This window comes from Streptomyces sp. NWU339, assembly GCF_003143855.1.
In the GTDB taxonomy this organism is placed as follows: Bacteria; Actinomycetota; Actinomycetes; order Streptomycetales; family Streptomycetaceae; genus Streptomyces.
This window is the reverse complement of record NZ_QFRK01000065.1, coordinates 1-21900: the sequence shown is the minus strand read 5'-3', so window position 1 is coordinate 21900 and position 21900 is coordinate 1. Positions and strand designations below refer to the sequence as shown.

Here is a 21900-nt window from a genome sequence, read left to right as displayed (position 1 = left end):
CTCCCCCTCAATGGCCGGGGGCCTGGGCAGAGGTTTCTGACGTGGTGGGCGCACAGCTGGCAGAATTGCGCGGCAACGGGGCCTCCGGTGCGACGATCTCTGGGCTCGACACCACAGGGGTCTACCAGGGCCCCCGTCCTCTCATTCATTGACTTGACAAGCGGACTGCGGGTGGTGCAGTCCTGCCCGCACGCCAACTCGTGTCTGACCTGCCCGATGTTCATCACCACCGCCGAGTTCCTGCCCCAGCACCGTGAACAGCATCAGCAGACCCTGCACATCATCTCCGCGGCCGAGGCCCGTGGGCAGAAACGGCCCGTCGAGATGAACCGGCAGGTCGCCGACAATCTGGAGAAGATCATCACGTCGCTCGAAGACGACGGCCAGGCAGACACCGGTGAGCAGGCCGCCGATGCCTCCTGAGCCCAACACCGCACCGCTCGTCGCTGCCGCCCGAAAGCGGCACGAACTGACACGCACCAAGGCCATCCAGGCCCTGCGAGAACTCGACCGCATCGGAGCCCCGGTGTCCTTCGAGGTCGTCGCCCGGCACGCTGGCATCTCACGTTCCTGGCTCTATGGCCAGCCTGACATCCGAGCCGAGATCGAACGGCTCCGTGACGTGAGCCGGCGTTCCCCTTCGCCGCCGATTCCTGCGGCTGAGCGCTCCTCCGATGCCTCGCTGCACGCACGCCTGGAGGCGGCCCTGGAACGGAACCGGCATCTCACGGAAGAGAATCAGCGTCTGCGTCGGCAGCTCGCTCACGCGCTCGGTGACCAGCGGGCATCCGCATGCACAGGCCCCGAACCCAGTGCACCGCGTTGCTCTTCAGTAACGATCGGCCCGTGCTGACCGGGCTTCGAGGGTGTTACGCGGCCAGGTCGAAGACAGTCTCCTTGACCTGGCCGCCCAGGTCACAGCCCTGCTTGATCGGCGTGCTTGAGATAACCGCCAGAGCGGCGAAGACGTGGAAGACGAGCCGTCCGCCGGGGGTGGTGTCGAGGTTCTCGTGCAGCGAGGTGAAGCCGATGCCGCGCTCGCGCAGCTCGGCGACCATGTTGATGAGGTCCTGGAGGCTGCGGCCGTAGCGGTCGAGTGAGGGGACGACGAGCGTGTCGCCTGCGTCGAGGAAGGCGTGCCACGCCTTCAGTTCGGGGCGGAACGCGTCCTTGCCGGACTTCTTGTCCGGCAAGATTTTCCGGTATCCGGCGGCGGTGAGCGCGTCGAGCTGTCGCTCCAGTTTCTGCCCGCCGGTCGACACCCGCGCGTTACCCGATCTTGATCTCGGTGCGGACGAGCGGCTCGGCGATGAGCAAGTCCGCCGTACCGTCCGTCGGCTCCTGAGAGGTCGCCATGGCTCCGGATCGTGTCAGAAAACGGCGGTCCGAGGTTGTTGAATGCCTCAGGCTTTTGAAGGGTTTTTTGAAGGGCCTGAGGGGTCCGGACGACCCTTCGGGAGCGATCTTCAGAAAACGAAGGTTTGCTGAAGGGGCGTGCAGCCTCCGGCGGACCGGCTCCGCGGTCCGGTGCGTGGTCGATTCGATATGTCCTCGTAGTCCCGCAGGTGGGCCGCGACCGTTTCGTCGGCCAGATCCTTGCCCCGCTGGGTGAGGCGTCCTGTGCGGTGCTGCACCGCCGACCCGAAAGGAAGTCGCCATGTCCTACCCAGAGCCCCGCTATTTCGGCGAAAGGGGCCAGGTCAGCGCACTGTTCCAACCTGCATCCCCGCAGCCCGACACCGGCTTCAGCGGCGCCGACATCAGCTACGTGGCCAAGCAGGAGCACACCAACGGCGAGTTCGGCCTGTACAAGATCGACATGGGGCCGAAGACCATGGGCGCCACGGAACACTTCCACCGTACGATCTCCGAGTCCTTCTACGTCCTGTCCGGCGAGGTCCGGCTCTACAACGGCGAACACTGGGTCACAGGAGGCGAGGGAGACTTCCTCTACATACCGCCCGGCGGGCTCCACGCCTTCCAGAACGACAGCGACGACCCGGTGTCGCTGCTGCTGCTCTTCACACCGGGAGCTCCCAGGGAGGAGTACTTCGAGAAGGCGGCGGAGTACTCACAGCGCAGCCGCGAAGAGTTGAAAGCCTTCCGGATCAGGCACGACCAGTACAACACCGACATGCTCGACGACTAGACTGCACTGAGCCTCGATCCACCGCGTGAATTCTGATCTTCGGTTTCGGGCGGGTTCGGGGTGATCTTTCGGGGTGCGGGCAGCAGTGATCGCCGGATGGCCGTCCGGTGCGGGGTCTCCAAAGTCTTTCGGGTCGTGGCCGGGCAGGGCGGTCGCGCAGGTCAGGTGACCATGCGCTGTCCGGTCGCCGTCCACAGATCGGTGAAGTCGTCCTGCCAGCGCCAGTGCCGGGGCAGGTGGAGAGTGAGGCGACGGGCGCCGGTGGCGATCCGGGCGGGGACGTTGATCAGATGGCGGCGGATGGTGCCGGTCCGTGCCCTGGCATGGAAGACGGAGGCGAGGTGGCCGGCGGCCCGGGTGAGGTTGTAGGCGAGGGCGGCCAGGGTGAGCCAAGCAGCGTTCGCGGTGAACTTCCCCGACGGCAGATGGGCGAGCGCGGAGTCTTCCAAGTCGGCAAAGACCTGCTCGATGACGGCGTGTTCGCGGTGCATGGATTCGGCCTGGACGAGAACGAACGGGCTGTCGGTGAAGATCACGTGGTGGCGCCAGACGCCGAACAGCTCGGCCTGCCCGGCAGGCACGGACTTAGCGTTCAGCCGCTTCACGCGGCGCACGATCAGCCGGGCGGTGGTGTGGAACACCTTCTTCTTACTGGTGAACGCGGTGAACGGGACTTCGGCGATCTCGGCATCGGAGACCCAGCGTTCCTCCTCGGCGTCCCAGATGGCGGCGGCGTACTTGATCGGCGTCCAGGCGTCCGCGGCGATGCCCGCGATCGCTTCGCGGACCGTCTTCGTGACCGCGACCGCCAGAGAGAAGGCGGCGCCGGCCGCGCGGCAGACGGCCACGACCTTGTGGGAGAAGAACGCCGAGTCCGCGCGGACGACGATCCGTGCGGTGACGCCCATCGCCCGCACCGTGGCCAGTGCCTCACGCAGCAGACTCGCCGCTCCCTTGCCGGAGCCCGCCGAACCCTTGCGCAGTCTCGTGGCGACGATCACGGGTGCGCAGGTCGACGTCTTCACGGTGACGATCTGGAAGTGCAGGCCGCGTTGCTTGGTGTAGCCGAACGAGGCGCCCTGCTTGGCAGGCCCGTAGACCTGCTTGACCTTGGAGTCGATGTCCACGAACACCACCTCGTCCCGCTTCGGGACCAGACCGGTGTGCGCGGCCAGAGTGCAGGTGAACGCCCGCATGACGGACTCGAGTTGACGCACATGTCCCCAGGTGAAGGCACGCAGGAAGGTGCCCAGTGTGGACGGGGCGCGCACGCCGCCGAACAGGCGGGACAGGCCACCGTGCCGGAGCACGTCCAAATCCTCGATGCTGTCCGCCCCGGCGATCATGCCGCCCACGATCGACAAGGCCTTCGCGTCGGCTGCCGTACCGGCACCGTTGGCCGCGCCGGTGAGCTTCACCTTCTCGGCCACCAGGGCGGGCAGCCCGCACCGCTCGGCCAGCCGGATCGTCGGAACCAGCCCGGCATGCGCGATCAGGTCCGGGGCGTCGAACGCGGCGAACAGCGTCGCCGGGCTATGGGAGACTCTCACTTACGAGGTGCCTTGCTTCGTGGGACTGATGAGGGCGTAGGAACTTTCATCATCCCAGGTCAGCGGGCACCTCTTCTCATTTCGTCGCCCGCAGACCGACTATCGCGCGGTGGATCCAGGCTGAGTGCTGCGGTCCCTGCGTCACACGCCCGGGACTGCCCGAAAGCGGCCCGGCCGGTGCGGCCCGTCAGTCCCCGTCATCGGTGTCTTCGGGTGCGTCCGGGTCCCGAAAGGGGCGCAGACCCTGTCCGGGGCCGCTGGCCCTGATGTTGAACAGGTAGCGGCCAGGATGATGTGCCGGTCCTTGAGCGAGGAGAGCCGGGCCACGTCCTCGTCCTTGATGTCGTGGCCCTCGGCGCGGAGCTGGGCGACGGCGGCGTCCAGGTACGGGTGCCATTAACGAACGTGTCACCGATCCCGCTGGTTAATTCCGTGCCGTCCGGTGTGACGGCTCGTTGGCCGGGGTGGCGACCGTTTTGCCGTTCCGGTCGCGGGTGGGGTGCTGGATGTCGATGCAGTCGCGGCCTTGGCCGCAGGTGCCGGAACTGACCGCGCAGGTGGCTCGCGCGGTCGCAGCCCGTGGGCCGTATCCGCTGGCGATGCGGGTCCGCGATGAGCTGGGCGAGCTGTTCCCGGACACCGAGTTCGCCGAGGCGTTCGCAGAGCGGGGGCGGCCGGGCTGGTCGCCGGGCCGGCTCGCCCTGGTGGGGGTGCTGCAGTTCGTGGAGAATCTCACCGACCGCGCGGCGGCGCATCGCGTCCGCTACGGCATGGACTTCAAGTACGCGCTGGTGCGCCACGAGGCGCCGCTATTTCCGGGCGGGGGTGAAAGACCCCCGCCGCTGGTCTGTCGCAGCAGGCCAGCGAAGCTGAGGGCAGCCTGACCGTGGAGACGCGCGGGAGGGTGGCAAGCAGCCCTGACAACGACGGGACGTACTGGCACTGCCAGACAGTACGGGCCCGGCAAGCGAGACGAGAAGCCGTACGAGAGGAACCAGTGCCCGAAGCCTCGTAACACTTGAACCGGCGCTGTCACGTTGGCTGAGCGGGTGGGATGATCTTCTGGTTGATCATGCGGGAGGGGTTGTCCGTGGACAGCGCGCCGCCGTCGTACAAGGGGCACCGGTACCCGGTGGAGATCATCTCGCCTTGCGTGTGGCTGTACTTCCGCTTCCCGCTCAGCTTCCGTCAGGTCGAGGAGCTGATGCTCGCCCGTGGCGTGATCGTCTCSYATGAGACGGTSCGSCGCTGGTGYGYSAMGTYCGGSCAGSMSTACGCCGGYGSGYTGCGCCGCCGYCGGCCCCGGCCCGGTGATACATGGCATCTGGACGAGGTGTTCGTCAGGATCAACGGAGAGCAGAAGTATCTGTGGCGGGCCGTCGACGCCGACGGCAACGTCCTGGACATCCTCGTGCAGAACCGGCGGGACACCGCTGCGGCCCGGCGGTTCTTCCGCCGCCTGCTGACGAAGACGCGTGCGGTGCCGCGGGTGGTCGTCACCGACAAGCTGCGTTCCTACGGCGCCGCCCACCGTGAGGTCATGCCGTCGGTGGAGCACCGSYMGYMSMAGKRCCTSAACAASCGGGCSGAGAACAGCCACCAGCCCACCCGGCAGCGCGAACGCGTCATGAAGGGCTTCCGCTCCGTCGGCGCAGCCCAGCGCTTCCTGTCCGCGTTCAGCGGCATCTCACCGCACTTCCGCCCCCACCGCCACCTGATGACAGCCTCCGGCCACCGAGCCGAGATGACCGTCCGTTTCGCCCTCTGGGACCAGATCACCGGCGCTGCCAACCTGCCCACCACGGCCTGACCAGGCAAGTGCCAGCGCCGTCTGCTGAGGGGGGCCGAGGCCCGGATCCTGGGCCACGGCGGGATCCGGGCTGCCGCGCGGGCGGCCGAGGTCGGCGAGACCACCGTCCGCAACGGCGTCGACGAGCTGGAAGCGGGTGCGGAGCCGCTGGGTCGGGTCCGCCGCCCCGGCGGCGGCCGCAAGAGGGCCGCCGCGGTGGATTTGGGGCTGCGACCTGCACAGTTGGCACTGGTCGAGCCGGACATGCGCGGGGACCCGATGTCGCCGCTGCGCTGGATGACGAGGTCGACACGCAAACTCGCCGCCGAACTCACCCGGCAGGGCCACCGCGTCCCGGCGGACACCGTCGGCGACCTGCTGCGCGAGGAGGGCTTCAGCTTGCAGGCCAACGCCAAGACGATCGAGGGCACGCAGCACCCGGGCCGCGACGCCCAGTTCCGCTGCATCAACGAACAAGCCCGCGATCACCGGGACGCCAGGAACCTCGTGATCAGCGTGGACACCAAGAAGAAAGAGCTGGTCGGCCAGTACAAGAACGGTGGCCGTGAGTGCATGCCGAAGGAGGAACCGGCCAGGGGCAAAACGCACGACTTCCTGGACCGGCAGGGGCCGGGCAAGGCCGTCCCTTACGGGCTCTGTGACATCACCGCGAACACCGGCTGGGTCAACGTCGGGTGCGACCACGACACCGCGGCGTTCGCCGTGGAATCGATCCTGTGGGGCTCGTTTATTCATCGCTGCACGTGAGGGCGCATCTCGGGCGCCTTCAGGGGCGGTTGGGATCATGCACGAGTGATCGTGCCGTTGCCGTACCAGATGACCCGGAAGCCGCTGTCCGTCCCGACGGTGCTCCTGCGCCGCGACACGGCCAAGGACGCGGAGCTGCTCGTACTGCGGCACGAGAACGCGGTGCTGCGTCGGCAGCTCAAGGGGCCGGTGCGCTACGAGCCCGCGGACCGGTTCTGGCTCACGGCGCTGTCCGCACTCATCCCCCGCCGCCGGCGGCGAGCGGTCTTCCCGATCACCCCGGGACCCTGCCGGCCTGGCACCGCCGACTGATCGTGGCGAAGTGGGACTACACCGCCCGACGCGGCCAAGCCGGCCGCCCACCAAAGCCGCGCTCAAGAAGCTCACCCTCCGCCTGGCCAGGAAGAATCCACGGTGGGGGGCACAGGAGAGTCCAGGGCGAACTGGCCCGGCTCGGGCACCCGATCGCCGCCTCCACGGTGTGGCAGATCCTGCATGCGGCCGGGCTCAACCCGGCCCCGCGCCGCTCCGGCCCGACCTGGCGGGAGTTTCTGACGGCCCAGGCCCAGGGCATCGTCGCGGTCGACTTCCTCCACGTGGACACCGCGCTCGGTGAGTGGTGGTATGCGCCGGCGTTCCTCGAGCATGGCACCCGGCGGCTGCACATCACCGGCGTCACCGCCCACCCGACCCGGGAAGGGGCTGTCCAGCAGGCCCGGAACGTGGCCGCCGACCTGGGCAGGCGCACGGACTCGTCGCGGTTCCTGCCGCGGGACCGCGACGACACGTACGGTGCGGCGTCCGACGCGGTCTTCGAGGCCGAGGGCCTGCATGTGATCTTGAGTGCGCCGCGGGCTCCCCGGATGAACGCACACTGCGAGCGGGTGATCGGAAGTATCCGGCGCGAGGCCCTCGACCACGTCCTGATCATCGGCGAGGCCCACGCCCGGTGAGTGCTGACCAGCTATCAGGACCACTACAACAGGCATCGGCCGCACCGGGCACGCCAACAGCTCCCACCCGACGCCGACCGCCGGCCCGCCACCGTCCACGACCTCGACGACCGAAGACTCCTACGTACCCGCGTCCTCGGCGGCGTCATCAACGAGCACCGATACGTTGCCTGACGTGCAGCGATGACTTTCCGAGCCCTACACGATGCCGCGGGGGGCTCCGGTGACGAGCACGGCCGAGCGTTCCTCTGCCGGGGAGTCCGCTGTGCCTGCCTGGGTGTTCACGCGGTCCTTCCTTCCGCGAGTGCGCGCAGTCCCGCCGCCGCGAGCAGGGGCACCGCGTCGCCGACCGTTTCGAATCCGTGGCCGACGGTCATTCCGGCCTGGTGGCGGGCGTGGATGCCTTCGGCGATCACGGCGATCTTGAAGTAGCCGAGGCCGAGGTAGAAGGCGAGCCGTCCCAGATCCCGGCCGGAGACGCGGGCGTAGTGCTCGGCGAGGTCGTGGGGGGAGGGCAGCCGGTTGCTGGTGGAGGCGGCGGAGCCGCCCAGTACCGGGTCGAACGCGGGGTCCCGGTAGACCAGGGTCATGCCCAGGTCGGCGAGTGGGTCGCCGATGGTTGCCATCTCCCAGTCGACGAGTGCGCGGATCGTCCCCGGGTCGGCCGGATCCAGGATGGCGTTGTCGATGCGGTAGTCGCCGTGGACGATGGCTGCGCCGCTCTCGGCGGGCACCTCGGCGGCCAGGCGCTGGTGGAGGGTGTCGATGTCGGGCAGGTCGCGGGTGGCGACGCGTGACCACTGGTCGCGCCAGCGCCGGACCTGCCGGGTCAGGTAGCCCTCGGGCCGGCCGAAACCGGTGAGCCCGGCCTTCTCGTACGGCACGGCGTGCAGCCGTGCGAGCACCTCGACCAGGGCGCCGGCGCAGTTGTCGATGTCCGTCTGGGACAGGGCGTGGAGGTCGTCGTGGGTGCGCAGCACCGTGCCCGCCACGTGGGAGACGACGCAGAACGGCGCGCCGAGCACGTCGGGGTCCTCGCACAGCGCCACCGTCCGGGCGACCGGTATGCCGGTGCCCTGCAGCGCGGCGACGATCCGGTACTCGCGCCCCACGTCGTGCGCGGACGGCGTCAGGACGCCGAGCGGGGGGCGGCGCAGGACCCACCGGGAGCGGCCGTCGGTGACCAGGTAGGTCAGGTTGGAGCGGCCGCCGTGCAGCAGTTCGGCCCGCAGCGGCCCTGCGGTGTCCGGCACACGGGCCTCGAAGTACTGCTGGAGGGCCGCCAGGTCCAGGCCCTGAGGGCTCGTCGCCTCGGTGGTCACGGCTGCGCTCCCGCGGTCCGGCCGTCCAGGTGGCGTCGGACGACCCGGCGGGCGATCGCCCAGCGGTGGGTCTCGGAGGAGCCGTCGTAGATGCGGAACGGGCGCACCTCGCGCAGGAAGCGGGAGAGCAGGATGTCCCCGGAGATGCCCAGCGCGCCGCAGATCTGCAGCGACCGGTCGACGACGCGCCACACCGCCTCGGCGGTGAACGTCTTGGCGATCGCGGTGGACTGCGCCCCGGAGCGGCCCTGGTCCAGCTCCCGGCAGGCCTGCAGGATCAGTCCGCGCGAGGCGGCGACGTCGATCTCGTTGTCGGCGATCATCTGCTGGACCATGCCGAGTTCCGCGAGCCGGGAGCCGAACAGCTGCCGGTCGGCGGCGCGGGCCACCGCGATGTCCTGGGCGCGGCGGGCGATGCCCAGCCAGCGCATGCAGTGCGTCATCCGGGCGGGGCCGAGCCGGACCTGCGCGTACTCGAAGCCCTTGTCGACCTCGCCGAGCACCGCCTCGTCCGGCACGACGCAGCCGTCGAAGAGCACCTCGCAGTGTCCGCCGAAGAAGGCCTCGTCCAGGGTGTCGATGTGCCGCACGATCTTCATCCCGGGGTTGTCGGCGTCGACGAGGAACATCGTCGCCCCGCCCCGGGTCCCCGGTTCACCGGAGGTACGGGCCATGCAGATCGCGTATGCCGCGCCGTCCGCGCCGGTGATGAACCACTTGCGGCCGTCGATCCGCCAGCCCCCGGGCACCTTCTCGGCGCGGGTCGTCAGCGCCGAGGGGTCCGAGCCGGCACCCGGCGCCGGCTCGGTCATCGCGAAGCACGACCGCACCCGGCCCTCGGCGAGTGGGCGCAGGTAGCGCTCCTTCTGTTCCGGGGTGGCGATCGCCTCCAGCATGTGCATGTTGCCCTCGTCGGGGGCCGCGATGTTCAGGGCGAGCGGACCGAACAGCGAGTAGCCGGCCTCTTCGAACACCAGCGCGCGACCGCACATGTCCAGCCCGTGGCCGCCGTATTCGGGGGAGACGTGCGGGGCGAAGATCCCGGCCTCGCGGGCGGCCTCCTGAAGGCGCGTCCGCAGCGCCTCTCCTCCGGCGGCGGAGACCCCGCCGTGCTCCTCCTCGGCCGGGATCACCACCTCGCGGACGAACTCCGCCGTCCGGCGGGCGAGAGCCACGACCTCGGGGCTGTGGTCCGGGTTCACGGGCAACGGTGCCTCCTGACGCCAGGCAGGTTCGCGCACTGCGCGACCCGGCAGCCTGGCTAATAGACGTTAGCCACATGACAACGGGCAGGTGTGTGGCTTGTCAAGGCCCGCAGTGATTCGCTGCCGTGGCGGCCCGTGGTCCAGCTAGCATGTGCTAGCTGAATCTCGCAGCCCACGCCGAGGAGCCTTCCGTGCCACAGCCCCGTACGCATCGAGACACTGCTGCGAGCCGGCCCGGCGGCACCCCGGCAGCCGGCAGCCCCCCGCGCGCCCGCGCGATCCGCGCCGCCGCCCTGGAGCTGTTCACCCGGCGCGGGTACCAGGCCACCACCATGGCCGACATCGGTGCGGCCGTCGGTGTCCGCGGGCCGAGCCTGTACAAACACGTCAGTTCCAAACAGGCGCTGCTCGCGCAGATCATGATCGGCACGATGGACGCGCTGCTCGCCGCCCACCGGACCGCTGTCGCCGGGACCGAGGACCCCGCCGAACGGCTCAGGCGCGCCACCGAGGCCCACGTCCGCTATCACGCGCGGCACCGACTCGAGGCATTCGTCGGCAACCGGGAGATCCGCAGTCTCGAGGAACCGCACAGCACCGCGGTCCTGGACCGGCGCGACGCGTACGAGAAGGCGTTCCGCGAGCTGGTCGAGGCCGGGGTCGCCGCGGGACGCTTCCACGTCGCATCGGCCCGCCTGGCCTCGTACGCGATCCTGGACCTCGGGATGGGCGTGGCTGTCTGGTACCGCGAGGACGGGGAGTTGACGGAAGATCAGATCGTGTACCAGTACGGCGACTTCGCCCTCCTCCTGGTGGGCTCCGGGTGACCTGTTCGCGTGGCTTCCGGGCACGGGCCCGGGCACGTCCGCCGGGACGGCGGAGCCGTCCTGCGCCCCCCCCGGCTCCCATCCGTACGCCGGCCGGGGGAGACAAACGGTTGACTCACGGTCACTCGATGACGGCGCCCGGCCGCCGTGAGGCTGATCGTCCGCGAGGCCGCGTCGCCGGGGGGAGTGGACGGCAAGCCGTCCCCCTCGGTCCAGGTGCCGGCAGGTGCGGGCGGCGGCCAGGTGGCTGACATGGTCACGACTTTGACGGGCTTGCCCAGTGCCGAGCAGGCGCGCAAGGACCTGGCCGGGCTGACGGTGGCGGCGCACGGCCCGATGGCCGGCTGAAGCCATGCCAAGTTCCCCCACCGGGCCGCGCAGGGCGAGTCCTGCGACACCCGGAGACGAAGCTGGAACGCGACGGCGCCGGCGTCGTGCGGGGCTTGGGAGCCGTAATGGCTGCCGTGCGCGTACCGACCGCGGTCGGGCCCATGTCTGCCCTGGGCGTCGAGGGCGTCTCCGCGCGCCGGGCTGCGACGCCGCCGTGCCCGGGTCGCCCTGTCCTTGTCGTGACAGGGAGCCGGGCAGGTTCTGCCGTCTTTTCCCCGGCCGGTCCCGCCTTTGGGGCCGGTCCCCGCACTCCGCCGCCTCGCGATGGTTCCGTGAACCTTCCCGTCCCCGGTCCAGTGCGTCCCGACCCCGGGGACCCCCGGACGGGGGAAGCCGTCTTCTTCGCAGAGGGGGGTGGCGGCACGCAGTAGATGCAGTTAATCTACAGCCATAAGATTATCTGGTTGCGGCGAGCGGTCGATCCGCAACTGCTTGAGAGGTGAGAGCGGTGCCGGCGAACGAGAGTGTTCATGATCTGGTTGTCCGACGGCGTGACCAGATGGCCCAGGACGTGGTGCGCCTGACGCTGGCGTGCCCCGACGGCGGCGACGTCCCCGCGTGGGAGCCGGGTGCGCACGTCGACCTGCTCCTCGACGACGATCTGGTCCGTCAGTACTCGCTGTGCGGCGACGAGGCCGACCGGACGGAACTGCAGGTGGCGGTCCTGCGCGAGCCGGCCGGACGCGGGGGCTCCGCCCACGTCCACGACCGGTTGGCCGAGGGGGACGCCGTGCGGGTGCGCGGCCCCCGCAACAACTTCGCCCTCGTGGACAGCCCGGAGTACCTCTTCGTCGCGGGCGGCATCGGGATCACCCCGCTGCTTCCCATGATCCGCCGCGCGGAGGCGGCCGGAGCACGCTGGACGCTGCTCTACGGGGGGCGGACGCGCTCCACCATGGCGTTCCTCGACCTGCTCGCCGAACAGCCCGCCGACCGGGTCCGCGTCCAGCCGCAGGACGAGTGCGGACTGCTGGACCTGGAGTCGGTCCTGAGCGAACCCCGGGACGGGGTCGCCGTGTACTGCTGCGGACCGGAACCGCTGCTGGCGGCGGTGGAGAAGCTCACCGCGTCCTGGCCGTCCGGGAGCCTGCACCTCGAACGCTTCGCGCCCAAGGAGTTCGAGGACGCCCCCGAGCCGGGGAGCTTCGTCGTGAAGCTGGCCCGCACCGGCACCTCGCTGACCGTGCCCGCCGACCGTTCCATCGTCGACGTGCTCGACGACGCGGGGGTCGACCTGCCGACCTCGTGCCGCGAGGGCACCTGCGGCACCTGTGAGACGACCGTGCTCGAGGGCCGTCCCGATCACCGGGACTCTCTGCTCTCCGAGGAGGAGCGCCGGCAGGGCAAGACGATGATGCCGTGCGTGTCCCGGTGCCTGTCACCGACCCTGGTCCTGGATCTGTGACGAACCGGGCCACCGGCACACCCCGGCGCAAGGACCGGGAGGGGCGGGCCGCGTGCGCCGGGGCGCGCCGCCGAGTCGCCCTCACGGCCGGGCGGCGCACCCCGGGGCCTGCCCCCTTCGCACCCCGGCGGCGGCCGACCGTGCAGCTGACCGATGGGCGCGTCAATTCCGCCCCGAACAAGGAGACCTGATGGACAGTGACCTCTTCGAGCCCGACCACGAGGCCTACCGCGAGACCGCGCGTTCCTTCGTCCAGCGGGAGGTCGTGCCGAACATGGCGCGCTGGGACGAGGAGCGCTGCGTCGACCGGGAGACGTGGAAGAAGGCCGGTCACGCCGGCATGGTGGGGCTCCCCGTGCCGGAGCGCTTCGGGGGCGCGGGCGAGCCAGACTTCCGCTACCGCGTCGTCCTGTGCGAGGAGATCGCCCGCGTCGGCGCGTCCTCGCTGCAGTCCTCGTTCAGCACCAACGACGACATCGTCCTCGGGTACCTGCTGAACCTGGCGACGGAGGAGCAGCAGGAGCGGTGGCTGCCCGGCTTCGTCACCGGGGAGACCGTCGGGGCGATCGCGATGAGCGAACCCGCGGCCGGGAGCGACCTGCGGGGCATCACCACCACCGCCGTCCGCGACGGCAACCACTGGGTGCTGAACGGCTCCAAGACCTTCATCACCAACGGCATCCTGGCCGACCTGATCGTGCTCGTGGCGCGGACCGACCCGGACGCCGGCAGCAAGGGCTACAGCCTCTTCGTGGTGGAGCGCGACACCCCCGGCTTCACCCGCGGGCGCAAGCTGGACAAGGTCGGCCTGCAGGCGCAGGACACCGCGGAGCTGTTCTTCGAGAACGCCCGCGTCCCGGCCGCCAACCTGCTCGGCCCGGTCGGCAGCGGCCTGGCCTCCCTGATGCAGAACCTGCCCCGCGAGCGCCTGGGCATCGCGGTGGCCGCGCAGAGCTCGGCGGAGGCGGCGTTCCGCTGGACCCTCGACTACGTCCGTGAGCGGCAGGCGTTCGGCAAGGCGATCGCGGAGTTCCAGAGCGTCGGCTTCACCCTGGCCGAGCTGCGCACCAGCATCGAGGTGAGCCGCGCCTACCTGGACCGCTGCGTCAGGGCCGTCAACGCCGGAACGCTGAGCGCGGTGGACGCCGCCAAGGCCAAGTGGTGGGCCACCGACATGCAGTGGAAGGTCATCGACGCCGGTGTCCAACTGCACGGCGGCTACGGCTACATGAAGGAGTACCCGATCGCCCAGGCGTTCATGGACGCCCGCATCCAGCGGATCTACGGCGGCACGAACGAGATCATGAAGGAGATCATCAGCCGCGATCTGGTGCGCAACTCCTGACCATCGGCGCGACCGCGGGCCACAACCCCTCGCCGTCCGCGCGCGATCGACCCGATCGCGTGCGGACGGGGGCCCGCGGTACGGCGTCGAGGAACCTCCGGCGGGCACGTGCGGGTGCCCGCCGGAGCCGGACCGGGCGGGACGGCGCAAGGGGCGCCGTCCGCCGGACGGACGACACGCGGCGGCAAGGCGACGGCCGGGCGCGGTGACGGGCGAAGGCCCGCACCGACGGCCGGGGCGACGACACACGACGGAGCGGGCATGACGAAGCGTTGGGGCATCACACTCCCGGTGGCGGGACTCTCGATCGCGGACCAGAAGGAGTTGGTCGCCTCCCTGCCCGACCTGGGCTACACCGACGTCTGGTCGGCGGAGGCGGACGAGACCGACGCCTTCACCCCGTTGGCGCTGGCCTCCGCCTGGGCGCCCCGGCTCCGGCTGGGCACCGCGATCGTGCCGGTCTTCACCCGGGGGCCCGCCACGCTGGCGATGAGCGCCGCGACCCTGGCCGCGGCCGCGCCGGGACGGTTCGCCCTGGGCGTGGGCACCTCCTCAGACGTCATCGTCGAACACTGGAACGACATCCCCTTCGAGGAGCCCTACAAGCGGGTCCGGGACACCGTGCGCTTCCTGCGCGCCGCCCTGCGCGGAGAGCGGGTGGACGAGACCTACGAGACCTTCGCGGTCCGGGGCTTCACCGCCCGGCTCGTCCCCGAGGAGCCGCCGCCGGTGCTGATCGCCGCGCTGCGCCCCGGCATGCTGCGGCTGGCCGGCCGGGAGGGGGACGGGGCGATCGTCAACTGGCTCTCCGCGCGCGACGTGCGCACGATCGCGCCTTACGTGCGCGAGCGCGACCCGGCCAAGGAGATCGTCGCGCGGATCTTCGTGATGCCCGGCGCGGACCCCGAGACGGCCCGCGCCCTGGGCCGAAGGATGATCACCGCCTACCTCAACGTCCCGGTCTACCGGGCCTTCCACGAGTGGCTGGGCCGCGATGATGTCCTGGGACCGATGTGGCGGGCCTGGGGTGAGGGAGACCGCCGGGCGGCGCTGCGCGCGGTGCCCGAAGAGGTGGTGGACGAACTGGTGATCCACGGCCCCGCCGAGCACTGCCGGGAGCGGATCGGTGAGTACGTCGACAACGGGGTCACCACGCCCGTGATCCACCTCGTGGGGGACCCGCAGGACCCCGTGCGCGCCGTGCGTGACCTGGCCCCCGACGGCTGAGCGGGTGCGGGTGCCGGGCCGGGCCTCGCGGGCGACGGACCCGCGCAGGGGCTGGCACCGGAACCCCCGCGCCCCTATGATTATCTATAGCCATTAGTTTAATGAAGGCAGGCTGCCCTCGCGCCGCGGCGCACCGTCGCCGTTCTCGCGAGCCTGCCGCGCACCCGCGCCGCCGCGCGCCCCTGGAGCCTGTCACCCCTGCCCTCAGGGAGCCGGCACGTCCCGGCGGAACGGCCCACCCAACGAGGCGGAAGAAACGAGGGAACTCCATGGAACTGGACCGACGGCAACTCTTCATCGGCGGACGGTGGACCGAGCCGGCCGACGCGAGCGGCCAGGACGTCATCGAGGCCGCCACCGGCAAGGTGCTCGGCCGGACCGCGATGGCCTCCGCCGCGGACGTGGACGCCGCCGTGGCGGCCGCCCGCACCGCACTCGCCGGCCCCTGGGGGAGCATGCCCGCCCAGGAGCGGGCGGACCTGCTGGACCGCTTCGCCGCCGCGCTGAAGGCCCGCGGACGCGAGATCGCCCCGCTGGTCAGCCGCGAGAACGGGATGCCCCTCTCGCTCTCGATCCCGGTCAACGGGTTCAGCGCCTCGATGACCGTCGCCTACTACGCGCGACTGCTGCGCGAACTGCCCGAGACGGACGTGCGGCCGAGCCTCATCGGGGAGACCGTCGTCCGCCGCGAGCCGGTGGGCGTCGTCGGCGCCATCACCCCCTGGAACTACCCGCAGTCACTGGCCGCCATGAAGATCGGACCCGCGCTGGCGGCCGGCTGCACGGTGGTCCTCAAGCCGGCCCCCGAGACCGCGCTGGACGCCTTCTACTTCGCCGACGCCGCACAGGAGGCCGGACTCCCGCCCGGCGTCCTGAACGTCCTGCCGGGCGGCCGCGAGGCCGGGGAACAGCTCGTCTCCCACCCGGGAGTCGACAAGATCGCCTTCACCGGCTCCACGGCGGCGGGCCGCGCCATCGGCGAACAGTGCGGACGACTGCTGCGCCCGGTCACCCTCGAACTGGGCGGCAAGTCCGCCGCGATCCTCGCCGAGGACGCCGACCTGGCCGCCTTCACCGCCGCACTGCTGGACGTCAGCCTCACCAACAACGGCCAGACCTGCCACGCCAGCACCCGCATCCTGGCCCCCGCCGCCCGCTACGAGGAGATCGTCGACGCGGTCACCGACACCGTCCGCGCCCTGCGCGTCGGCGACCCGCTCGACAGGTCGACCGAGGTCGGCCCGCTCGTCAGCGCCGCCCAGCGGGACCGCGTGCGCGGCTACGTCGACCTCGGCGTGCGCGAGGGCGCCCGACTCACCACCGGCGGCTCGGCACCCGTCGACGGCCTGACGGACGGCTGGTTCGTACGGCCCACCGTCCTGGCCGACGTGGACAACGACTGGCGGGTGGCGCGCGAGGAGATCTTCGGCCCCGTGCTGTGCGTGATCCGCTACGAGGACGAGGACCACGCCGTCGCCCTCGCCAACGACTCCGACTACGGACTCGGCGGCACGGTCTGGACGGCCGACCTGGACCACGGCATGGACCTCGCGGCCCGCATCCGCACCGGCACCATCGGCGTCAACCAGTACGGCGTCGACCTCCAGGCCCCCTTCGGCGGCGTGAAGGCCAGCGGCCTGGGACGCGAGATGGGACCGGAGGGACTTGCCCCCTACCACTCCCTGAAGTCGGTCTACCGACCCGCGCAGGCCGCGACCGCCTGAGCCCGGCGCACGGGCCGCACCGGCGACAGCCGACCGGCCCCACCCGTACACCACAGGAGACAGGACACCCATGAGCAACTCGAAGGAGACGGCCGCGGCGGCCGCGACGCTGGAGCGGCGCGGCCACGTGGGCATCATCACCCTGAACCGGCCGCAGGCCATGAACGCGGTGAACGCCGCCCTCTCCGCCGCCGTCGGCGCGGCACTGGAGGAGATCGCCGCCGACCCCGAACTGCGCGTCGGCGTGATCACGGGCGCGGGCCGGGCGTTCTGCGCGGGCGCCGACCTGAAGGAACTCGCCGCCGGACGGCCGGTGTCGGCCGAGGGCCACGAGGAGTGGGGCTTCGCCGGACTGGTGCAGCACCCCATCGACAAGCCCCTGATCGCCGCCGTCAACGGATTCGCGCTCGGCGGCGGCACCGAGATCGTCCTCGCCTGCGACCTCGTGGTCGCCGCCGAGGAGGCCCGCCTGGGCCTGCCGGAGGTCAAGCGCGGCCTCATGGCGGCCGCCGGCGGCGTGTTCCGCATGCCCCGACAGGTCCCCGCCAAGGTGGCCGCCGAACTCCTCTACACCGGCGAGCCGATGACCGCCCAGACCGCCCTGGAATGGGGACTGGTCAACCGCGTCGTGCCCGGCGAGCACGTGCTGGCGAGCGCGCTGGAACTGGCCGAGTCCATCGCCGCCAACGCGCCCCTGTCCGTGCAGAGCACCAAGCGGCTCCTGCGCGAGAGCCACGCCTACGGCTCGGACCTGGACCCGCAGCTGTGGACGCTCAACAACAAGGAGATGGGCACCCTCATGGCCAGCGAGGACGCCAAGGAAGGCCCGCGCGCCTTCGCCGAGAAGCGCGCACCCCGCTGGACCGGCCGCTGACCTACGGCCCTTGGCCACCCCGGACGCCCGCACAGCGACCCCGCGGGCATCCGCACCCCACCCCCGTCCGCACGTCTCCCAGGAAAAGGAAGTCCCATGAACGACGCCGTGATCGTGGATGTGATCCGTACCCCCTCGGGCAAGGGCAAGCCCGGCGGGCAGCTGTCGGGCATCCACCCGGCCGACCTCCTCTCCCGGGTGCTGCGCGCCCTGGTGGAGCGCAACGACCTCGACCCCGCACTGATCGACGACGTCATCGCCGGCTGCGTCTCCCAGTCGGGCCAGCAGACGATGAACATCGCCCGCAACGCGGTGCTCGGCGCGGGCCTGCCCGAGTCCGTCCCCGGCACCACCATCGACCGCCAGTGCGGCTCCAGCCAGCAGGCCGCGCACTTCGCTGCGCAGGGCGTCATGTCGGGCGCCTACGACATCGCCATCGCCTGCGGCGTGGAGTCGATGAGCCGGGTGCCGATGTTCAGCAGCTCGCAGGGCCAGGACCCGGCCGGCCCTGCGGTCGCCGCCCGCTACCCCGAGGGCCTGGTCAACCAGGGCATCTCCGCGGAGCTCATCGCCGCCCGCTGGAAGCTGGACCGCGACGCCCTGGACTCCTTCTCCGCCCGCTCGCACGCCCGGGCCGCCGCCGCTGCCGCCTCCGGCGCCTTCGACAGCGAGATCCTGCCGATCACCGTCACCGACGCCGACGGCACCGAGCGCACCCTGACCACCGACGAGACCGTGCGCGCCACGACCACCGTCGAGGGACTGGGCGGCCTCAAGCCCTCGTTCCGCGACGAGGCCATGGGCGCGCGCTTCCCGGAGATCGACTGGTCCATCACCCCGGGCAACTCCTCCCCGCTGACCGACGGCGCCTCCGCCGCCCTGATCATGAGCGCGGCGAAGGCCGAGGCGCTGGGGCTGCGTCCCCGGGCCCGCTTCCACTCCTTCTCGGTGACCGGCTCCGACCCGCTGCTCATGCTCACCGGCGTCATCCCCGCCACCGAGAAGGTCCTGGCCCGCGCCGGCCTCGGCATCGGCGACATCGACGCCTACGAGGTCAACGAGGCGTTCGCCCCGGTCCCCATGGTCTGGCAGCAGGAACTGGGCGCCGACCCCGAGCGCCTGAACCCGCGCGGCGGCGCCATCGCCCTGGGCCACCCGCTGGGCGGCTCCGGCACCCGCCTGCTGACCACGCTGCTCAACCACCTCGAGGCCACCGGCGGCCGGTACGGCCTGCAGACCATGTGCGAGGGCGGCGGCATGGCCAACGCCACCGTCATCGAGCGCCTCTGACCCTCCCCCTTTCACCCACCTCGTAAGAAGAAGGGAACAGCCGTGGACATCAACGGCAGCGTCGCCCTGGTCACCGGCGGAGCCTCGGGCCTGGGCCTGGCCACCGTCAAGAAGCTGGTCGCCTCCGGAGCCCGGGTCGTCATCGCCGACCTGCCCTCCTCGCCCGGCAAGGAGGTGGCGGCGGAGCTCGGCGACGGAGTCGTCTTCGCCCCCGCCGACGTCACCAGCGAGCAGGACATCACCGCCGCGCTGGACGTCGCCCAGGAACTGGGCACCCTGCGGGTGGCCGTCAACTGCGCCGGCATCGGCAACGCGATCAGGACCGTCGGCAAGCAGGGGGCCTTCCCGCTGGCCGACTTCACCAAGGTCCTCCAGGTCAACCTGATCGGCACGTTCAACGTGATCCGCCTGGCCGCCGAGCGCATCAGCCGCGCCGAGGAGATCGACGGCGAGCGCGGCGTCATCGTCAACACCGCCTCCGTCGCCGCCTTCGACGGCCAGATCGGCCAGGCCGCCTACTCCGCCTCCAAGGGCGGCGTCGTCGGGCTCACCCTGCCCGTCGCCCGCGACCTCGCCTCCCTGAAGATCCGCGTGGTCACCATCGCGCCCGGCCTGTTCGAGACGCCGATCCTGTCCGGACTCAGCGACGACGCCAAGGCCTCGCTCGGCGCGCAGATCCCGCACCCCGCCCGCCTCGGCAACCCCGTCGAGTACGCGGCGCTGGCCGCGCACATCGTGGAGAACCCGATGCTCAACGGCGAGACCATCCGCCTGGACGGCGCCATCCGGATGGGTCCGCGCTGACCTCCCGTCCCCCTGGCGTCCACGGGTCCGCACCTGCGTCGCGGACCCGTGGACGCCGTCCCCGCCCGGCACCGCCGGTGCACCCACCCGGCTCCCCACGGAAGGGAACCCCGTCATGCGCATCGGCATGAAACTGGACTACAGCGGCGGCTTCGTCGAGGCCGTCGAGGAACTGCGCGACCTGGAGCGCGTGGGGTTGGACGTCGTCTACGTCGCGGAGGCATACAGCTTCGACGCCGTCAGCCAGCTCGGCTACATCGCCGCCAAGACCGAACGGCTGCGGATCGCCTCCGGCATCCTGCCGATCTACTCCCGCACCCCCACGCTGATGGCCATGACGGCCGCCGGACTCGACTACGTCTCCGGCGGGCGCTTCACCCTCGGCCTGGGCGCCTCCGGCCCGCAGGTCATCGAGGGCTTCCACGGCCTGCCCTACCAGGCACCGCTCGGCCGCACCCGCGAACTGGTCGAGATCTGCCGCAAGGTCTGGCGCCGCGAGGCCGTCGTCCACGAGGGCAAGCACTACCGCATCCCGCTGCCCGCGGAGCAGGGCACCGGTCTCGGCAAGCCGCTCAAGCTGATCAACCACCCGCTGCGCGCCCGCATCCCGGTGATGCTCGCCGCCATCGGCCCCAAGAACGTGTCGCTGGCCGCCGAGATCGCCGAGGAGTGGGAGCCGATCTTCTTCCACCCCGGCAAGGCGGCCGAGGTCTTCGGCCCCGCGCTGGACGAGGGCCGGGCCCGACGCGACCCGGAACTGGGCGAGTTGGGGATCAGCATCGGCGTCCCCGCCGCAGTCGGCACCGACACCGAACAGGCGCTGCACGCGGTCCGCGCCCAACTCGCCCTCTACATCGGCGGGATGGGTGCCAAGGGCAAGAACTTCTACAACGACCTGGCCTGCCGCTACGGCTACGAGGAGGAGGCCGGGCGTACCCAGGACCTCTACCTGGCCGGGCGCAAGGAGGAGGCAGCCGCGGTGCTGCCCGAGGAACTGGTGCGCGCCCTGTGCCTGGTGGGCACGGAGGACGAGGTCGCCGAGCGGCTCGCCGCCTACGCCGCGGCCGGCGTCACCACCCTGTCCCTGCAGCCGGTGGGCCCCGACGCGGGCGACCGAGCCGCGCGCATCGAGCTCGTCGAGCAGGTCGCCGCACTCGCCGCCGGCTGACCGGCTCCCCCCCGCACGTAACGTCGACAAGCCCGCCCCGCACGCCGCGGGGCTCGAGGAGGACATGATGCCCGGACCTTTGGACGGCCTGCGGGTGGTGGAGTTGGGGGGTATCGGGCCGGGTCCGCACGCGGCGATGCTGCTCGCGGACCTGGGTGCGGACGTGGTGCGGGTGGAGCGCCCGAGCGGGGGTCTGCGCACGGTGCCCGAGGGGGCGGCGGACTGGCTGCTGCGGGGCAGGCGTTCGGTGGCGGCCGACCTGAAGGACCCGGCGGGTCTGGAGGTGGTGCGGGCGCTGGTGGAGCGGGCCGACGTGCTGGTGGAGTGTTTCCGTCCGCAGGTGGCCGAGCGTCTCGGGATCGGGCCGGAGGCGTTCGTGGAGCGCAATCCCGGTCTGATCTACGCCCGGATGACCGGGTGGGGGCAGGACGGGCCGTGGGCGCAGCGGGCCGGGCACGACATCAACTACCTGTCGGTGACCGGTGTCCTGCACGCCATCGGCACCTCCGGCGCCCGCCCCACCGCCCCCCTCAACCTGTTGGGCGACTTCGGTGGCGGTTCCCTCTACCTGGTGATGGGCATCCTGGCGGCCCTGCACGAGCGGCACCGTTCGGGCACCGGCCAGGTCGTGGACGCCGCGATCGTGGACGGCACCACCTCGCTGGCCCAGATGATCTGGGCGTTCCGCGGCACCGGCGTGTGGGACGACACCCCCGCCCACAACCTCCTCGACTCCGGCGCCCCCTTCTACGACACCTACGCCTGCGCCGACGGCCGGCACGTCGCCGTCGGCGCCCTGGAACCCCAGTTCTACGCCCGTCTGCTGCAAGGGCTGGGCCTGGAGGCGGCCGACCTGCCCGATCCCCAGGACCGGGCGGGCTGGCCCCGACTGCGCGAGACGTTCACCCGTGTCTTCGCCACCCGCACCCGCGACCAGTGGGCCGAGGCCTTCGCCGACACCGACGCCTGCGTCACCCCCGTGCTGACCTTCGCCGAAGCCACCACCCATCCCCACCTCACCGCCCGCACCACCCACATCACCCCCGACGGCATCCCCCAGGCCGCCCCCGCACCCCGCTTCTCCCGCACCACCCCCACCCCACCCACCAC

The 21900-nt window shown here is 71.2% G+C and carries 18 protein-coding genes and 5 pseudogenes; 18 read left to right on the top strand and 5 right to left on the bottom strand.

Features of this window, described 5'->3' with window-relative positions; genetic code table 11:
* Positions 1–153: 153 nt before the first annotated feature.
* Together DIZ27_RS39150 and DIZ27_RS46620 are read left to right on the top strand one after the other, a co-directional pair.
* Positions 154–423 carry an integrase gene (locus DIZ27_RS39150; RefSeq protein ID WP_258308764.1) on the top strand — a complete coding sequence of 90 codons (270 nt, stop codon included), beginning with the start codon at positions 154–156 and terminating at the stop codon, positions 421–423.
* Positions 413–853, top strand: coding sequence for a DUF6262 family protein (locus DIZ27_RS46620; RefSeq protein WP_109383124.1), 441 nt, complete (start codon positions 413–415; stop codon positions 851–853). Before DIZ27_RS39150 ends, DIZ27_RS46620 begins: the two co-directional genes overlap by 11 nt.
* Before the next feature lie 16 nt (positions 854–869).
* On the opposite strand, the gene DIZ27_RS39140 is transcribed toward DIZ27_RS46620, so the two are convergent.
* On the bottom strand, positions 870–1262 hold the full coding sequence (locus DIZ27_RS39140) for a recombinase family protein (RefSeq protein WP_258308763.1): 393 nt from the start codon (positions 1260–1262) through the stop codon (positions 870–872).
* Positions 1263–1657: 395 nt separating this feature from the next.
* Here DIZ27_RS39140 and DIZ27_RS39135 point away from each other — a divergent pair, with 395 nt between their 5' ends.
* A complete protein-coding gene (locus tag DIZ27_RS39135; RefSeq protein WP_109383123.1) occupies positions 1658–2149 on the top strand; it encodes a cupin domain-containing protein in 492 nt (163 codons plus the stop codon).
* A gap of 161 nt (positions 2150–2310) precedes the next feature.
* Here the strand turns inward: DIZ27_RS39135 and DIZ27_RS39130 are convergent, their stop codons facing one another.
* Both DIZ27_RS39130 and DIZ27_RS49020 read right to left on the bottom strand, forming a co-directional pair.
* Positions 2311–3699: an IS1380 family transposase gene (locus DIZ27_RS39130; protein WP_109383122.1), complete on the bottom strand. Its 1389-nt coding sequence runs from the start codon at positions 3697–3699 to the stop codon at positions 2311–2313.
* 187 nt (positions 3700–3886) lie between these two features.
* A pseudogene (locus DIZ27_RS49020) lies at positions 3887–4086 on the bottom strand (hypothetical protein); the annotation flags it as partial.
* A 119-nt stretch (positions 4087–4205) separates the two neighbouring features.
* Between DIZ27_RS49020 and DIZ27_RS39120 the strand changes: the two are divergent.
* The 4 pseudogenes from DIZ27_RS39120 to DIZ27_RS39105 all read left to right on the top strand — a co-directional run.
* Positions 4206–4490, top strand: a pseudogene (locus tag DIZ27_RS39120) (transposase); the annotation flags it as partial.
* Positions 4491–4771: 281 nt separating this feature from the next.
* Positions 4772–5509 (top strand): annotated as a pseudogene (locus DIZ27_RS39115) (IS6 family transposase).
* A gap of 21 nt (positions 5510–5530) precedes the next feature.
* A pseudogene (locus DIZ27_RS39110) lies at positions 5531–6223 on the top strand (ISAzo13 family transposase); the annotation flags it as partial.
* 78 nt (positions 6224–6301) lie between these two features.
* Positions 6302–7383: pseudogene (locus tag DIZ27_RS39105) on the top strand (integrase core domain-containing protein).
* A gap of 107 nt (positions 7384–7490) precedes the next feature.
* On the opposite strand, the gene DIZ27_RS39100 reads toward DIZ27_RS39105, so the two are convergent.
* Together DIZ27_RS39100 and DIZ27_RS39095 are read right to left on the bottom strand one after the other, a co-directional pair.
* Entirely contained in the window at positions 7491–8531 is a 1041-nt protein-coding gene (locus DIZ27_RS39100; RefSeq protein ID WP_109383120.1) for a phosphotransferase family protein, read from the bottom strand.
* The gene (locus DIZ27_RS39095) at positions 8528–9739 is read right to left on the bottom strand and encodes an acyl-CoA dehydrogenase family protein (RefSeq protein WP_109383119.1); all 1212 of its coding nucleotides are present in this window, start codon (positions 9737–9739) and stop codon (positions 8528–8530) included. Before DIZ27_RS39095 ends, DIZ27_RS39100 begins: the two co-directional genes overlap by 4 nt.
* Before the next feature lie 188 nt (positions 9740–9927).
* Between DIZ27_RS39095 and DIZ27_RS39090 the strand changes: the two genes are divergently transcribed.
* The 11 genes from DIZ27_RS39090 to DIZ27_RS39035 form a co-directional block, all read left to right on the top strand.
* Positions 9928–10563 (top strand): TetR/AcrR family transcriptional regulator, encoded by a 636-nt coding sequence (locus DIZ27_RS39090; RefSeq protein ID WP_109383118.1) that lies wholly within the window; start codon positions 9928–9930, stop codon positions 10561–10563.
* Positions 10564–10710: 147 nt separating this feature from the next.
* Complete coding sequence (locus DIZ27_RS39085; RefSeq protein ID WP_109383117.1) at positions 10711–10911, top strand: hypothetical protein; 201 nt, start codon at positions 10711–10713, stop codon at positions 10909–10911.
* Positions 10912–11428: 517 nt separating this feature from the next.
* Positions 11429–12358: a PDR/VanB family oxidoreductase gene (locus DIZ27_RS39080; protein ID WP_309074971.1), complete on the top strand. Its 930-nt coding sequence runs from the start codon at positions 11429–11431 to the stop codon at positions 12356–12358.
* Between the two features lie 190 nt (positions 12359–12548).
* A complete protein-coding gene (locus tag DIZ27_RS39070; RefSeq protein WP_109383114.1) occupies positions 12549–13703 on the top strand; it encodes an acyl-CoA dehydrogenase family protein in 1155 nt (384 codons plus the stop codon).
* 261 nt (positions 13704–13964) lie between these two features.
* Positions 13965–14930: an LLM class F420-dependent oxidoreductase gene (locus tag DIZ27_RS39065; protein ID WP_109383113.1), complete on the top strand. Its 966-nt coding sequence runs from the start codon at positions 13965–13967 to the stop codon at positions 14928–14930.
* 269 nt (positions 14931–15199) lie between these two features.
* Positions 15200–16654 (top strand): aldehyde dehydrogenase, encoded by a 1455-nt coding sequence (locus DIZ27_RS39060; RefSeq protein ID WP_109383112.1) that lies wholly within the window; start codon positions 15200–15202, stop codon positions 16652–16654.
* A gap of 70 nt (positions 16655–16724) precedes the next feature.
* Positions 16725–17528 carry a crotonase/enoyl-CoA hydratase family protein gene (locus DIZ27_RS39055; protein ID WP_109383111.1) on the top strand — a complete coding sequence of 268 codons (804 nt, stop codon included), beginning with the start codon at positions 16725–16727 and terminating at the stop codon, positions 17526–17528.
* 96 nt (positions 17529–17624) lie between these two features.
* Entirely contained in the window at positions 17625–18818 is a 1194-nt protein-coding gene (locus DIZ27_RS39050) for an acetyl-CoA C-acyltransferase (RefSeq protein ID WP_109383110.1), read from the top strand.
* A gap of 42 nt (positions 18819–18860) precedes the next feature.
* The gene (locus DIZ27_RS39045) at positions 18861–19622 is read left to right on the top strand and encodes a 3-hydroxyacyl-CoA dehydrogenase (RefSeq protein ID WP_109383109.1); all 762 of its coding nucleotides are present in this window, start codon (positions 18861–18863) and stop codon (positions 19620–19622) included.
* 115 nt (positions 19623–19737) lie between these two features.
* Positions 19738–20790, top strand: a complete 1053-nt coding sequence (locus DIZ27_RS39040) for an LLM class F420-dependent oxidoreductase (RefSeq protein ID WP_109383108.1) — start codon at positions 19738–19740, stop codon at positions 20788–20790.
* Positions 20791–20857: 67 nt separating this feature from the next.
* A partial coding sequence (locus DIZ27_RS39035; protein ID WP_109383136.1) for a CaiB/BaiF CoA-transferase family protein occupies positions 20858–21900 on the top strand: 1043 nt, incomplete at its 3' end.